This window comes from Streptomyces sp. NPDC052023 (genome assembly GCF_044548465.1).
In the GTDB taxonomy this organism is placed as follows: domain Bacteria; phylum Actinomycetota; class Actinomycetes; order Streptomycetales; family Streptomycetaceae; genus Streptomyces.
Genome location: NZ_JBIUBW010000024.1, coordinates 62,502 through 76,315, shown reverse-complemented (window position 1 = coordinate 76,315; position 13,814 = coordinate 62,502). Strand labels below are relative to the sequence as shown.

The following is a 13,814-nucleotide window of genomic DNA, read 5'->3' as shown; positions in this document are numbered from 1 at the left end:
CGGCTCGCGTCGTCGCCCGCAGGGCGGCCGGACGGCGTCGGGCGCGGCGGCAGCGGGCGCATGGTGCCGTGCGGCGGACGGGGAGTGCCGGACAGGCACCGGTGACCCGGGCAGGCCGCCCCTCGCCTCGGCCCTCAGCGTGCCAGCGCCCCCACCAGCACGCTTCCCGCCGTCCTGGCCACCACGTACGCCTCGCCCCGCATGGCCTTCGCGTCGAGCGGGATACGGTGCAGGCCCGGTTCGAGCAGGCCGTCGAAGACCTCGTGGACGTGGGTGCGGGCGAGCCGGTCGCGGCGGTAGACGGTGAGCCGGACCCGGCACGCGGAGGTGACCTCGATGCCCGCCTCACCGCCGGCCGCGACCAGGCGGGTGAGGCGGCGCTGCTCGGCGGGGCCGCGGTCGAGGGCCTGCTCGATCTGGGCGACGAGCAGCGGGACGATCGGGGCGAGGCCGTCGGCGTAGGCCACCTCGACCCCGGCGCGCTCGAAGGCCCTGCGTACCGCCGCCCGCTCCGCCTCGCCGGTCCCCGGGCCGAAGGTGACGGCTCCGTAGCCGCGCAGTTCGCCGGCGGGGACGCCGTCGGCGTCGCGGGTGATGTCGGCCCCGATACCGATGGTGCGCAGGGCGGCGGCGAGCTTGGCGAGCAGGGCGACGCGGGCGCCGATCAGCAGGACGCGACGGCGGCCGCCGGGGCCTTCGGAGTTCAGCAGGGAGTTCAGCGCCGTGCGGTACTCGCCGCCGTGGAAGCGGAACGGGCCGATTCCCCGGTAGCCGTTCAGCTCCAGGTCGGCCTGTTCGGCGGTCTGCCAGGCGAAGTCCCGCCACACGAAGTCGTCGCCGGCCCGCTCGATCACCGCGGTCACCGCGCCGCACGCGAGGTCGGCGCACTCGGGGCAGCCGTAGATGACGTAGCGCCCGCCGGACAGCGGTGCCCCGGCCTCCAGCAACAGGCTGCGCACCTGGGCGGTGAAGATGGCGGGCGGGACGTCGGAGGCGAGCGGGGAGACGGCGTCCAGGTCCGAGAGCTGGAACAGCAGCGGGCGCCCGTCGACGATGAAGTCCACGAAGTCCCGGTGCACCTGGTAGGCACCGTCCGCGAGGACTCCACCGGCACGCATCGCCGGTGCCAGGCCGAAGGTCGCGTACGCGGCAGACATACGGTGAGTATCCCCATACTTACGGCGCTCTGATCGCAGCATGACACATTCCGCTACCGTCCCGGCATGAGCAGTCACACGCGGGACGAAGTGATCGTCGTCGGCGGGGGTGTCATCGGGCTGACCACGGCCGTGGTGCTGGCGGAGCGGGGCCGGCGGGTGCGGGTGTGGACGCGGGACCCTCTCGAGCGGACCACCTCGGCGGTTGCGGGCGCGCTGTGGTGGCCGTACCGCATCGAGCCGATCAAGGCTGCGCGCGGCTGGGCACTGCGCTCCCTGGATGTCTACGAGGAACTGGCCGGACGCCCCGGGGAAACAGGCGTACGCCTGGTCGAAGGGGTGATGGGCGACACCGGTCCGGACGAGACCGGCTCGTGGACGGCGGGCCGGCTCGAGGGGCTGCGCGCGGCGACGCCCGAGGAGTACGGCGGTCCGGTGGGGCTGTGGGCCCGGCTGCCGCTGGTCGACATGTCGACTCATCTGCCGTGGCTGCGGGACCGGTTGGGGGCCGCGGGCGGGGAGGTGGAGGAGCGCACCGTCTCGGCGCTGGCGGAGGCGGACGCGCCGGTGGTGGTGAACTGCACGGGGCTGGGCGCGCGGGAGCTGGTGCCGGACGCGTCCGTGCGCCCCGTGCGCGGGCAGCTCGTCGTGGTGGAGAACCCGGGCATCCACACCTGGATCGTCTCCAAGGACGCCGCCGGTGGGATCGCGCACGTCTTCCCGCATCCGGGGCGGCTGGTGCTGGGCGGCACCTCGGAGGAGGACGCCTGGTCGAGGTCGCCGGACCCGGCGGTGGCGGAGGCGATCGTACGGCGGTGCGCGGCCCTGCGGCCGGAGGTCGCCGGTGCGCGGGTGCTGGAGCACCGGGTGGGGCTGCGGCCGGTGCGCGACGCCGTGCGGCTGGAGCGCGAACCGCTGCCGGGCGGGCGGGTGCTGGTGCACAACTACGGTCACGGAGGTGCGGGCGTGACCGTTGCGTGGGGGTGCGCGGAGGAGGCGGCACGGCTGGCCGCCTCCTCCTGACGCGGGGACCCGACTCGGGTCAGTGCTTGCCGATCGGGTCACCCTCCACGTCCGGGCCGCGGCCCGGGCCGATGCGGAGTTCGAACTCGCCGTCGTACTTCTTGTGGCCCTCGATGACGGCCAGTTCGACCGCCTCCGAGCCCATCTGGTTGCGGACGATGACCGGGTCCCGGCGCAGGTCGCGCATGAGCGCGACACACATGAAGATCATCACGACGACGAACGGGGCCGCCGCGAGGATCGTCAGGTTCTGCAGACCGGTCAGCGCGTCGCCCTCACCGCTGCCCACCAGCAGCATGATGGCGGCGACCGCCCCGGTGACCACGCCCCAGAACACCACGACCAGGCGGGACGGTTCGAGCGCGCCCTTCTGCGACAGGGTGCCCATGACGATCGAGGCGGCGTCGGCTCCGGAGACGAAGAAGATACCCACGAGGATCATCACCAGCAGGCTGGTGACCGTGGCGACGGGGAACTCCCGCAGCACGGCGAAGAGCTGGCCCTCGGGAGTGGACTCGTCGGCGAGCCGCCCCTGCTGCTGCAACTTCATCGCCGAGCCGCCGAAGACGGCGAACCAGACCAGACTGACCGAGCTGGGCACGAGGATGACACCGCCGATGAACTGCCGGATGGTGCGGCCCCGGCTGATGCGGGCGATGAACATGCCGACGAACGGCGTCCAGGAGATCCACCAGGCCCAGTAGAAGACGGTCCAGCTGCCCAGCCAGTCCGCGACGCCCTCGCCACCGCTCGCCTCGGTGCGGCCCGCGAGCTGCGGCAGATCACCGAGGTAGGAGAAGACCGAGGTGGGCAGCAGGTCGAGGACGACGACGGTGGGGCCCGCGATGAACACGAACACGGCGAGCACCAGGGCCAGCACCATGTTCGTGTTGGACAGCCACTGGATGCCCTTCTCCACACCCGAGACGGCGGAGGCGACGAACGCCAGGGTGAGCACCGCGATGATCGTGACGAGCAGCCCGGTGCTCACCTCGTCCATCCAGTCCAGCTCCCGCACCCCGGACCCGATCTGCAGCGCGCCGAGCCCCAGCGAGGCGGCGGAGCCGAAGACCGTCGCGACGATCGCCAGGATGTCGATGACCCGGCCCGCCGTGCCGTTCGCGTGCTTCCTGCCGATGAGCGGGGTGAAGACGGCGCTTATCGTCTGGCGGCGGCGCCTGCGGAAGGTGCCGTACGCGATGGCGAGTCCCACCACGGCGTAGATCGCCCACGGGTGGAGCGTCCAGTGGAACAGGGTGGTGGCCATGGCCGTCTCCATGCGCTCACCGGAGTCGGCCGGGGACGTGCCCGGCGGCGGCGTGCCGTAGTGCGCCAGCGGCTCGCTCACGCCGTAGAACATCAGGCCGATGCCCATGCCCGCGCTGAACATCATGGCGACCCACGACACCGTGCGGAACTCCGGCTCCTCGCCCTCGGCGCCGAGGTGGATCCGCCCGTAACGGCTGGCCGCGAGCCAGAGGGCGAACACGACGAACCCCGAGGCGGCCAGCATGAACGCCCAGCCACCGTTGTGCATCAGGCCGCTGAGCATGCTGCTGGAGACGCTCTCCAGGGAGTCGGTCGCGGCCGCGCCCCAGACCACGAAGGCCAGCGTGAGCACGGCTGTGACCCCGAACACGATCCGGTCGGTCCGGGGCCGTTCCTTCCCGGGGAGACCCGCCTCCGATCCCGGCAGTGAGTCACCTGCCGGGCGGTCGCGGTCGCGTGGTCGGTCGTTCGTCACGGGCGGCACCTTTCCTCAGAGCCACGGAGGTCACAGGGGGTGCCTCCGTGTCGCCCCTACCCATGTGGCGGAAAGTAGGCCTGTTTCATCTGCCCGTGTCGGGACACGCCGCGCGGATCACCGGCTTTCCTCCGGTAGACGCCGGGCGGTGCGCGGATCGCGTACGCCGGTCAACTCGGCCGCTGCGGATGCGCCCGCGTGCGCGCCCGCGGTGGCGCGGGCGAAGGCGGCGGCTCCACCGGTCAGCGGCACGCGCACGAAGGTGCGGGAGAGGTCCAGGGTCAGGCTCGGGGTGTCGGCCGGCGGGTCGATGAGGTCCTTGTCGGTACCCGCGACGATCAGGGCCAGCCGGTGTCCGGCCGGGATCACGTGGTCGGTCGCCGCCAGGTCGAGGGTGATGGTGTACCGCTTGCCCGGGGTGAGCGGGCGGCCCGCGAGGTCGTCGGCGTGATTGCCGAGGTCGGCCCAGCCGCGGCTGACGATCGTGGCGTCGACGTCGGCGTTCCGGGCCCGGGTCTCCTGGTAGCAGGAGCTGTCGCCGCTGGTGGACGGCCCCCAGCAGGTGCGGTCGGGAAGGGTGGTGATGCCCTCCGCGGCGTCTGCGTAGTCGCGGATGGTGGCGGGGCCGAGATCCACGAGGACGGCCGAGAGGTGGGCCGTCGGGGTCGTGGGCGTCGCGCTGACGGTCACCTCGGAGGAGCCCGCGAGACGCAGGTCGCGGGTGAGGGGGCGAGTGACGAAACCGGCCTTGTCCGGGGTGGTCAGGTCGATCCGCGCGGCCCAGTCGGTCTCGCTCTGCCGCGGGTCGTCCGTGAAGGTCTCGGTGCCCTTGCCGGGACGCAGGCCCAGGGTGCCGACGCCGGGCCGGGAGCCCTGAGCGGTGTTCAGCCGTACCGCGTCGGTGCCGCGCGGCGGCCACACCTTCGACGTCACCCACTGGTCGGGGTGACGCTCGATGTCGGCCATGGGCTCGCGGTCGATGCCGTTGTCGTAGCCCATGAGTTCGTGGTCGAACCAGCGGTGCAGCGTCTTCACCCAGGTGGCACGCCGGAAGTCGAACGGGTCGACGTGGCCCGTCTGGGAGAGCCAGATCTTGCGTGCGACGCCGTTCCTGCCGAGGGCCTTCCACCAGGGGCCGACGTGCTGCATCCGGACGTTGAGGTCCTGCATGCCGTGGACCAGGAAGACGCTCGCCCGCACCTTGCCCGCGTTCCTGAGGTGGTCGCGCTCGGTCCACAGCGGTGTCCAGTCGCCGGTGCGGGGGGCGCCCTCGGCCAGCCTGCGCTGCACAGCGCCGCAGCGGGCGCGGGCCTCGGGGCTGTTGACGTACTGGGAGAGCCAGTCGGGGCCCGAGTCGTACAGCGGGGCGCCCTTGGCGAAGTAGTAGTCGTACCAGGAGGAGATCGCGCTGATCGGCACGATAGTCTCCAGGCCCTCCACGCCGGTGGCGGCGACGCCGTTGGCGATGGTGCCGTCCCAGCTCTTGCCGATCATCCCCGTTCTGCCGTTGGTCCAGCCGGCCGTGGCCCTGGTGGTGCCGGTGCGGGTGGTGTACGCCCTGCCGCGCCCGTTCAGCCAGTCCACGACGGCCTTCGCGGACCGCACGTCGGAACGGCCGCCGACGTCCACACAGCCGTCGGAGCGGCTGGTGCCCGCGAGGTCGACGGCGACGAATGCGTAACCGCGCGGCACGAAGTAGTTGTCGTAGTACAGCGGCATCGAGACGACGTCGCCCTGGGCGTCGTACGACTTGCGCTGGCTCTCGTTGCCCCGGCCGCAGCACGAGTAGTAGGGGCTGGCCTCCATGATGACCGGTACCTTGCGGCCCTGCTCGGCGGGTTCGCGGGGGCGGACGATGTCGACGGCGACGCGGTCGGTGCTGCCGTCGCCGTCGCCGTCGAGGCCGGTGTCCACCCAGACGGCCTCGCGGACGGCGGTGTCGTACGAGTGGACGGGGCGGCTCTCGCGCGGGGCGCTCTCCCGCGGGGTGCCGTGTGCGGCGGACGGGGTGAGCAGGGTGGCCGTCAGGGCGGCGGTGGCCGCCGTCGCGAGCGGTCTCCAGGTCGTGAAGCGCATACGTGTCGGCATGCGCCGGACGGTACCGCCGTCAACTGCCGTGCATAAGGGGGCACCTGACGACGCGCCGGGGCGGATGGAGGTGGCCGGAAGCCGACGCCGGGACGTCCGGGTGTATGAAGGCTGAATGGCGATCTTGTGACGGCGGTTGTTGTGGACAAGCCAGGTACGCCTGAGCCTGAATAGGCTCCGAACGAACCTTTTGCCCCTACGACTTGGAGCTTCAGTGCACCGCAGAATCACTACGCCGGGCGCACTCGCGGCGGCGTCCCTGTTGCTGGCGATCCCGGCATCGGCCGCGAGCCACTCCCCCGGCGCTCCGGGCATCGGCGACCCCTACTACCCGGCGTACGGCAACGGCGGATACGACGTCTCCCACTACGACCTCAGGCTGAAGTACCAGCCGGCGAACGACCGGCTGGAGGGCACGGCGACCTTACTGGCCCGGACCACGCAGGACCTGTCCCGGTTCAACCTGGACTTCCTGCTGGACGTCAGCGAGGTGCGGGTCAACGGCGCGAAGGCGGCGTTCGCCGGCTCGGGCCGACACGAGCTGGAGATCACACCGAGCAAACCGTTGGCCAAAGGAACGGCCGTCACCGTGGTGGTGCGCTACAGCGGGGTGCCGTCCTCCAAGGAGGCGTACGGCTTCACCAGCTGGCTGCGGACCGCGGACGGCGGGGTCGCGGCCGGTGAGCCCGAGTCGGCGTGGTGGTGGTTCCCGAGCAACGACCACCCGCGGGACAAGGCCACGTACGACGTGTCGGTGCAGGTGCCGGACGGCACGCAGGCCATCTCCAACGGCACGCTGCAGTCCACGGGTTCACGGGCCGGCTGGACCCGCTTCAGCTGGCGGTCCGACAAGCCGCAGGCCACCTATCTCGCCACGCTCGCGGTCGGCAGGTTCGACATCACGACCGGAGCGTCGCCCGGCGGCATCCCCGTGGTCAACGCCTACTCCAAGGACCTGGGCTCCCACGACGGCGCGGCGCGCGCCAGCGTCGAGCGGACCGGCGAGATCGCCGACTGGCTGACCGGCTACTTCGGGCCCTATCCCTACAACGCCCTCGGCGGCTACGTACCGAACACAGACACCGGCTACGCGCTGGAGACGCAGACCCGGCCCTTCTACAGCCCCCGGCAGTTCGCCAACGGGTCGAACACGTCCGTGGTCGTGCACGAGCTGGCCCACCAGTGGTACGGCGACCTGGTCTCGGTGTCCGGGTGGAAGGACATCTGGATCAACGAGGGCTTCGCGCGCTACGCGCAGTGGCTGTGGTCCGAGCACGAGGGCGAGGGGACGGCGCAAGAGATCGCGGACCACGTGTACGCGTCGCATCCGGCGGACGACCCCTTCTGGACGGTCCGGCCCGGTGACCCGGGGCCGGAGAACCAGTTCCACCTGGCCGTCTACGACCGGGGTGCGCTGGCCCTGCAGGCGCTGCGCAACAAGATCGGCGACAAGGACTTCTTCGCCGTCCTCAAGGGCTGGCCCCGGAAGTACGCCCACGGCAACGCCTCGGTCGCCGACTTCCGCAGGTACGCCGAGGCGGTCTCCGGCAAGCGGCTGACCGGGCTGTTCGACACCTGGCTGTTCCAGCCCTCGAAGCCGGGGGCACCGGCGGCACGGGACGCCTCGCTGCCGGTCCGGCAACAGGGGCCGGGGCAGCCGCCGAAGTCGTGGAAGAAGATCGCGGCGACCAACGGCGTGCACGACCATGGGCACGGACACGCGGAGTAGAGGGGCCTGAGGTCTTTCAGCCGTCCATCCGAGCCGCGCGCCGGAGGAGAGCGTCCCGGTCCACCGCGTCGGTCCGGGTGGACGGCACCGTGCACGCGTGGGCGCCGGCGAGAGCGCCGTACAGCGCGCACCGTCGGGGTCGCTCGCCGCCCAGGTGACCGAAGAGGAACGCGGCGGCGAAGGCGTCGCCCGCGCCGTTGGAGTCCACCACCGGCGCGGGCGGCGCCACCGCCGGCACACGGGTCAGCTCGCCGTCGGCGAGGAGGTGAGCGCCCTCGGGACCGGCGGTGGCGACGGCGATCCGGGCACGGCCCTCCCCGGCGATCCGGCGCAGGGTGCGCCGGGGGTCGCGGAGGCGGGCGGCGGAGAGGAAGACGATGTCCGCCGCGAGGGCGAAGGGCTCGTGGTAGGGGTTCTCGCCGTCCCAGTCGTGCAGGTCGGTCGAGATCGTCACGCCGCTGTCCAGCAGCGCCGGCAGGGCGTGGACGCAGGGCTGGGTGATGGAGACGTGCGCGTGCCGGCTGCGTGCGGCCAGCTCCCGGACCATGGCCTCGGGGAACCGGTCATCGGGGTGACCGCGGCTGCTGTCGTACAGGGACAGGCGGCGTCCGTCGGGGGCGACCAGGTTGACGGCGCGTTTGGTGCCAGCCGGCTGCGGGATCGCGGTGAACGGGATGCCCCGGTCCCGGTGCAGGGCGCGGACGAGGTCGCCCTCGGGGTCGTCGCCGAGCAGGTCGAGGTGGTGGGTGCGCAGCCCCAGTGCGGCCAGTTGGACGGCCACGAAGTCGCCGGTCTGGCCCGCGCGCGTGTGGATCCCGTCGTGGATCATGTAACTGTCGGCGTCGGGGAGCGGCAGCTCCGGCACGCGCACGACGGTGTCCACGCCCGCTCCGCCCAGCACGAGAACGTCGGTGGCGGTACTCAACTTCCGCTCTCCCCGTGGTCGTAGACGGTCACCGCGACGCCTTGCCGCACCAGCCGCTCGGCGATCAGGGGCTCCACCCGGGACCACCTGCCGCCGGCCAGGCCGCACCCTATGCGGGGCATGTGCACGGAGGCGCCGAGCCCGGCCGCCTTGGCGGCGAGGTGGCCCAGAGCGGTACCGATGGCCTCGTAGCGCACGGGGGCGCCCTTGCTGCCCGTCCGGACACCCCGCTGACCGATCATGTTGGCCACCCACACGTACGGCTCGACCTTGACGAACTGGACGGCGCCCAGCCCGAAGTCGTTCGACGCGCGGTCGCGGTGCCAGGCGCGGTAGGCCGCCTCCGGCTCCGGCCAGCGGCGTGACACGGCCACGACGAAGCCCCTCCCCCAGCCGCCGATGTCGTTGCAGACATGGGCGATCAGCTTGACGCCCTTGACCGACGGAACGGTGGCGTCACCCCGGACATATCTGATCTCCGACATGACGCCACCGTAGGCGCTGCCACTGACAGTGGCCGTGCTCCGTTACTGCGTGAGCTTCGTCAGTTCCTGGTCCGCCGTGCGGGAGACGCGGCGGCGGACGCCGTACCAGCCCGCGACCAGCGCCACCGCGATCAGCGGGACGAGCATCAGCGTCTTGCGGCCGACCTCGGGGTCGTTCCACATCATGGCGAGGCAGGCCAGCAGGAAGGTGATCGTGGCGATCTCCGTGACCGGGCTGCCGGGCAGGCGGAAGTGCGGCCGCTCGACCAGACCCGCCTGGGCGCGGCGGACGAAGATCAGGTGGCAGACCATGATGATCACCCAGGTGCTGATGATGCCGAGCGAGGCGACGTTCAGCACGATCTCGAAGGCCTGGGCCGGCACGAGGAAGTTCAGGCCGACACCGAGCACGCACACCGCGCAGGTCAGCAGGATGCCGCCGTAGGGCACCTGGCTGCGGTTCATGCGGGCGGTGAACTTCGGTGCCGAGCCCGCCATCGCCATCGAGCGCAGGATGCGGCCCGTGGAGTACAGGCCGGAGTTCAGCGACGACATGGCCGCGGTGAGGACGACCAGGTTCATCACGTCGCCCGCGGCCGGCACGCCGATCTTCGACAGCACCGTGACGAAGGGGCTCTGGTCGGCCGAGTACACCGAGCCGGGCAGCAGCAGTGCCAGCAGGACGACCGAGCCGACGTAGAACAGGCCGACGCGCCACATGATCGAGTTCACCGCGCGCGGGACGACCTTCTCCGGCTCGGCGGTCTCGCCCGCGGCGACACCGACCAGCTCCAGCGCGGCGTAGGCGAAGATCACGCCCTGCATCACGAGGACGACGGGCATCAGGCCGTGCGGGAGGAATCCGCCGTTGTCGGTGATGACGCTCAGACCGGGCGTGGTGCCGCCGACCTCGTGCTGGGTGGCGAGCAGGAAGATGCCGACGAACATGAAGGCCACCAGCGTCGCGACCTTGATGATCGCGAACCAGAACTCCATCTCACCGAAGATCTTCACCGAGATCAGGTTCACGGCGAGGACCACCGCGAGGGCGATCAGCGCCAGCACCCACTGGGGGATGTCGGTGAACATGCTCCAGTAGTGCGTGTAGAGCGCGATCGCGGTGATGTCGGCGATGCCGGTCGTCGACCAGTTCAGGAAGTACATCCAGCCGGCGACGTAGGCACCCTTCTCACCGAGGAACTCGCGCGCGTACGACACGAAGGACCCGGAGGACGGCCGGTACAGGACCAGCTCGCCGAGGGCCCGGACGACGAAGAAGGCGAAGACGCCACAGACCAGGTAGGCCAGCGCGAGCGCCGGGCCCGCGCTGTGCAGGCGGCCACCGGCGCCCAGGAAGAGGCCGGTGCCGATGGCGCCGCCGATGGCGATCATGTTGACGTGGCGGGCCTTGAGATCCTTGCTGTAGCCGGCGTCGCCCGCGTCCGCGGGCGTCGTGGTCGTCCCGTTCCCGGCGGTGATTTTGGCCGTGTCCACGGCTTCCTTGCTCACGGGTGGTACCACTCTCTGGTGCGCCCGGACGTCGTGAGTCCGGGTGTCCGTACGTGACTCCGGTCCGTGACCGCGCTCGTGACGTGGCACAGACCAAGGCAGCACCTTCCCATACGAATCACCCCACCGCGGGTGGCTCAGGTCACAGAGCGTTGCTTCTCACACAGTCACCGCACGTTCACCCCCACATCACCCCCGGTTCACCACGGCGTGCTCACGAGCTGTGCACGAGGTTTCACAGCACTGGTGAGACAGCGATACTGCTGCGCATGACGACCGACACCGAGGAGCCGACCTTCACGATCGACGAGCTGGCCGCCCGGGCGGGCGTCACGGTGCGCACCGTGCGCTTCTACGGCACCAAGGGCCTGCTGCCGCCGCCGGAGATCGGTCCGCGCCGGGTGGGTCACTACGGGCGGGAGCACCTGGCCCGGCTGGAGCTCATCGAGGAGTTGCAGCGGCAGGGCATGACGCTGGCGGCCATCGAGCGCTATCTACGGCAATTGCCGGCGGATCTGAGCGCACCCGATCTGGCCATCCACCGTGCGGTGGTGGCTTCCTGGGCGCCGGACACGGTGGAGCGGGTCACGCGTACGGAGCTGGAGCGCCGGGCCGGGCGGGCCCTGCCCGACGCCGACATCGAGCGGCTGACCGCGATGGACGTGGTCCGGTCCCGCGACGGCGCGTACGACGTCGACCTCGGTCTGCTGCGGCTCGGTGTCCGGCTGCTGGACGTGCCGCTCTCCGAGGAGGCGATCCTGGCGGCGCGCAAGGTCCTCATCGAACACTCGCGCGCCGCGGCTCACGAGCTCGCCCAGCTCTTCCGCGGTGAGGTGTCGGAGCGCGGGACACAGGACGTGAAGTCCCTCTCCGCGCACATGCGCCCCTTGGTCGTGCAGGCGCTCCTGACGACTTTCCAGCGGTCGCTGAAGGAGGAGTTGGGCGAGTGGCTCACGGAGTCAGGAACGGGCTGAGTCGCTGAACCGCTCCCCCTTCTCCGCCTTCTCCACCAGCAGCGCCGGCGGGTCGAAGCGGTCCCCGTAGCGCTCGGCGAGCTCCCGCGCGCGGGCCACGAAGCCCGGCAGGCCGCCCTCGTAGCCGTTGATGTACTGCAGGACGCCGCCGGTCCAGCCGGGGAAGCCGATGCCGAGGATCGAGCCGATGTTGGCGTCGGCGACCGAGGTGAGCACGCCCTCCTCGAGCAGCCGGACCGTGTCCAGCGCCTCGGAGAAGAGCATCCGCTCCTGCATGTCGCGGAAGGGGATCTCGGTGCCCGCGCCCGTGAAGTGCTCCCGCAGTCCGGGCCACAGGCGGGCGCGCCTGCCGTCCTCCCCGTACTCGTAGAAGCCGGCGCCACCGCTGCGGCCGGTGCGGCCGAACTCGTCGACCATGCGGTCGATGACGGCGTCCGCCGGGTGCGGGGTCCAGGTGCCGCCCGCCTCCTCGACGGCCCGCCTCGTCTCGCTGCGGATCTTGCGCGGGAGGGTGAGCGTCAGCTCGTCCATGAGGGACAGCACCTTGGCCGGGTAGCCCGCCTGCGCCGCCGCCTGCTCGACCGACGCGGGCTCGATGCCCTCGCCGACCATCGCCACGCCCTCGTTGATGAAGTGGCCGATGACCCGGGAGGTGAAGAAGCCGCGCGAGTCGTTCACGACGATCGGCGTCTTGTTGATCTGCCGCACCAGGTCGAAGGCGCGGGCGAGGGCCTCGTCGCCGGTGCGCTCGCCCTTGATGATCTCGACGAGCGGCATCTTGTCGACCGGCGAGAAGAAGTGCAGCCCGATGAAGTCGCCCTGGCGCTGGACGCCCTCGGCGAGGGCGGTGATGGGCAGGGTGGAGGTGTTGGAGCACAGCAGCGCGTCCGGCGCGACGACCTGCTCGATCTCCTGGAACACCTTGTGCTTCAGCGCGGTGTCCTCGAAGACGGCCTCGATCACCGCGTCGCAGCCGGCGAGGTCCTGGACCTCGGCGGTGGGCGTGATGCGGGCGAGCAGCGCGTCGGCCTTCTCCTGCGTCGTACGGCCCTTGGCGACGGCCTTCGCGCACAGCTTCCCGGAGTAGTCCTTGCCCTTGAGCGCGGCTTCCAGGGAGACGTCCTTCAGGACGACCTCGATACCCGCGCGGGCGCAGGAGTAGGCGATGCCGGCGCCCATCATCCCGGCGCCGAGGACGGCCACCTTGCGGACCTGGCGGGGTTCGACGCCCTTCGGGCGGTTGGCGCCGGAGTTGACGGCCTGGAGGTCGAAGAAGAACGCCTGGATCATGTTCTTCGAGGTCTGGCCGGCCGCCAGCTCCACGAAGTAGCGGGCCTCGATGACCTGGGCGGTCTCGAAGTCGACCTGGGAGCCCTCGACCGCGGCGGCGAGGATGTTGCGCGGGGCCGGGTAGGGGGCGCCGTTCGTCTGCTTGCGCAGGTTGGCGGGGAAGGCGGGCAGGTTGGCCGCGAACTTCGGGTTGGCCGGGGTGCCGCCGGGGATGCGGTAGCCGGGCTTGTCCCAGGGCTGCTGCGACTCGGGGTGGGCGTCGATGAAGGCGCGTGCCTTGGCGAGCATCTCCTCGGGCGTCTCGGCCACCTCGTCGACCAGGCCGTTCTCCAGGGCGCGCCGGGGGCTGTACTGGGTGCCCTGGAGGAGGACCTTCAGCAGGGCGTCGGCGATGCCCAGCAGCCGGACGGTGCGGACCACGCCGCCGCCTCCGGGCAGCAGGCCGAGGGTGACCTCGGGGCAGCCGATCTTCGAGCCGGGCGCGTCCAGGGCGACGCGGTGGTGGCAGGCGAGGGCGATCTCGTAACCGCCGCCCAGGGCCGCGCCGTTCATCGCGGCGACGACCGGCTTGCCCAGGGTCTCGATGCGGCGCAGGTTGCGCTTGATCGCCAGGCCACCGTCGAACAGCTCCTGGACGGTCTCCGGGGTGACGCGGATCAGGTCACGCAGGTCGCCGCCGGCGAAGAAGGTCTTCTTGGCGGAGGTGAAGACGATGCCGCGGATGGAGTCCTGCTCGGCCTCCAGCCGGTCGGTGATCGCGGCGAGGGATTCCCGGAACGCCTGGTTCATGGTGTTCGCGGACTGGCCCGGGTCGTCCAGGACGAGGGTGACGACGCCGGTCTCGTCCTGCTCCCAGCGGATGGTGGTGCTCTCGGTCATTGCTTCTCCGT

The 13,814-nt window shown here is 71.3% G+C and carries 10 protein-coding genes; 3 read left to right on the top strand and 7 right to left on the bottom strand.

Translation table 11 applies throughout. The features are described 5' to 3' along the window. Positions 1-134: 134 nt before the first annotated feature. The gene (locus ACIHCM_RS32905; RefSeq protein WP_399904104.1) at positions 135-1,157 is read right to left on the bottom strand and encodes an oxidoreductase; all 1,023 of its coding nucleotides are present in this window, start codon (positions 1,155-1,157) and stop codon (positions 135-137) included. 66 nt (positions 1,158-1,223) lie between these two features. On the opposite strand from ACIHCM_RS32905, the gene ACIHCM_RS32900 reads away from it, so the two are divergent. Further along, entirely contained in the window at positions 1,224-2,180 is a 957-nt protein-coding gene (locus ACIHCM_RS32900) for an FAD-dependent oxidoreductase (RefSeq protein ID WP_399904101.1), read from the top strand. A 19-nt stretch (positions 2,181-2,199) separates the two neighbouring features. Here ACIHCM_RS32900 and ACIHCM_RS32895 read toward each other — a convergent pair whose 3' ends face one another. Both ACIHCM_RS32895 and ACIHCM_RS32890 read right to left on the bottom strand, forming a co-directional pair. Then, on the bottom strand, positions 2,200-3,924 hold the full coding sequence (locus tag ACIHCM_RS32895) for a BCCT family transporter (protein WP_399904098.1): 1,725 nt from the start codon (positions 3,922-3,924) through the stop codon (positions 2,200-2,202). 117 nt (positions 3,925-4,041) lie between these two features. Continuing rightward, positions 4,042-6,012, bottom strand: coding sequence for a Xaa-Pro dipeptidyl-peptidase (locus ACIHCM_RS32890; protein ID WP_399904095.1), 1,971 nt, complete (start codon positions 6,010-6,012; stop codon positions 4,042-4,044). A 214-nt stretch (positions 6,013-6,226) separates the two neighbouring features. On the opposite strand from ACIHCM_RS32890, the gene ACIHCM_RS32885 reads away from it, so the two are divergent. Next, positions 6,227-7,741 carry a M1 family metallopeptidase gene (locus tag ACIHCM_RS32885; protein WP_399904092.1) on the top strand — a complete coding sequence of 505 codons (1,515 nt, stop codon included), beginning with the start codon at positions 6,227-6,229 and terminating at the stop codon, positions 7,739-7,741. 16 nt (positions 7,742-7,757) lie between these two features. Here the strand turns inward: ACIHCM_RS32885 and ACIHCM_RS32880 are convergent, their stop codons facing one another. From ACIHCM_RS32880 to ACIHCM_RS32870, 3 genes are read right to left on the bottom strand one after another with little or no spacing between them, the layout of a single operon-like run. After that, positions 7,758-8,666, bottom strand: coding sequence for a PfkB family carbohydrate kinase (locus ACIHCM_RS32880; protein ID WP_399904089.1), 909 nt, complete (start codon positions 8,664-8,666; stop codon positions 7,758-7,760). Continuing rightward, entirely contained in the window at positions 8,663-9,151 is a 489-nt protein-coding gene (locus ACIHCM_RS32875; protein ID WP_399904086.1) for a macro domain-containing protein, read from the bottom strand. Before ACIHCM_RS32875 ends, ACIHCM_RS32880 begins: the two co-directional genes overlap by 4 nt. 42 nt (positions 9,152-9,193) lie before the next feature. Continuing rightward, positions 9,194-10,660, bottom strand: a complete 1,467-nt coding sequence (locus ACIHCM_RS32870; RefSeq protein ID WP_399904082.1) for an amino acid permease — start codon at positions 10,658-10,660, stop codon at positions 9,194-9,196. A gap of 269 nt (positions 10,661-10,929) precedes the next feature. Here ACIHCM_RS32870 and ACIHCM_RS32865 point away from each other — a divergent pair, with 269 nt between their 5' ends. Then, the gene (locus ACIHCM_RS32865) at positions 10,930-11,634 is read left to right on the top strand and encodes a MerR family transcriptional regulator (protein WP_399904079.1); all 705 of its coding nucleotides are present in this window, start codon (positions 10,930-10,932) and stop codon (positions 11,632-11,634) included. Here ACIHCM_RS32865 and ACIHCM_RS32860 read toward each other — a convergent pair. Next, the gene (locus tag ACIHCM_RS32860; RefSeq protein WP_399904077.1) at positions 11,620-13,803 is read right to left on the bottom strand and encodes a 3-hydroxyacyl-CoA dehydrogenase NAD-binding domain-containing protein; all 2,184 of its coding nucleotides are present in this window, start codon (positions 13,801-13,803) and stop codon (positions 11,620-11,622) included. The genes ACIHCM_RS32865 and ACIHCM_RS32860 overlap by 15 nt on opposite strands. Positions 13,804-13,814 lie beyond the last annotated feature (11 nt).

What these genes read in the sequence shown, in the direction of transcription:
- ACIHCM_RS32900 (WP_399904101.1), top strand. Translation starts at nt 1,224, where the DNA reads ATGAGCAGTCACACGCGGGACGAAGTGATCGTCGTCGGCGGGGGTGTC.
- ACIHCM_RS32860 (WP_399904077.1), bottom strand. Translation starts at nt 13,803, where the DNA reads ATGACCGAGAGCACCACCATCCGCTGGGAGCAGGACGAGACCGGCGTC.
- ACIHCM_RS32875 (WP_399904086.1), bottom strand. Translation starts at nt 9,151, where the DNA reads ATGTCGGAGATCAGATATGTCCGGGGTGACGCCACCGTTCCGTCGGTC.
- ACIHCM_RS32890 (WP_399904095.1), bottom strand. Translation starts at nt 6,012, where the DNA reads ATGCCGACACGTATGCGCTTCACGACCTGGAGACCGCTCGCGACGGCG.
- ACIHCM_RS32865 (WP_399904079.1), top strand. Translation starts at nt 10,930, where the DNA reads ATGACGACCGACACCGAGGAGCCGACCTTCACGATCGACGAGCTGGCC.
- ACIHCM_RS32905 (WP_399904104.1), bottom strand. Translation starts at nt 1,157, where the DNA reads ATGTCTGCCGCGTACGCGACCTTCGGCCTGGCACCGGCGATGCGTGCC.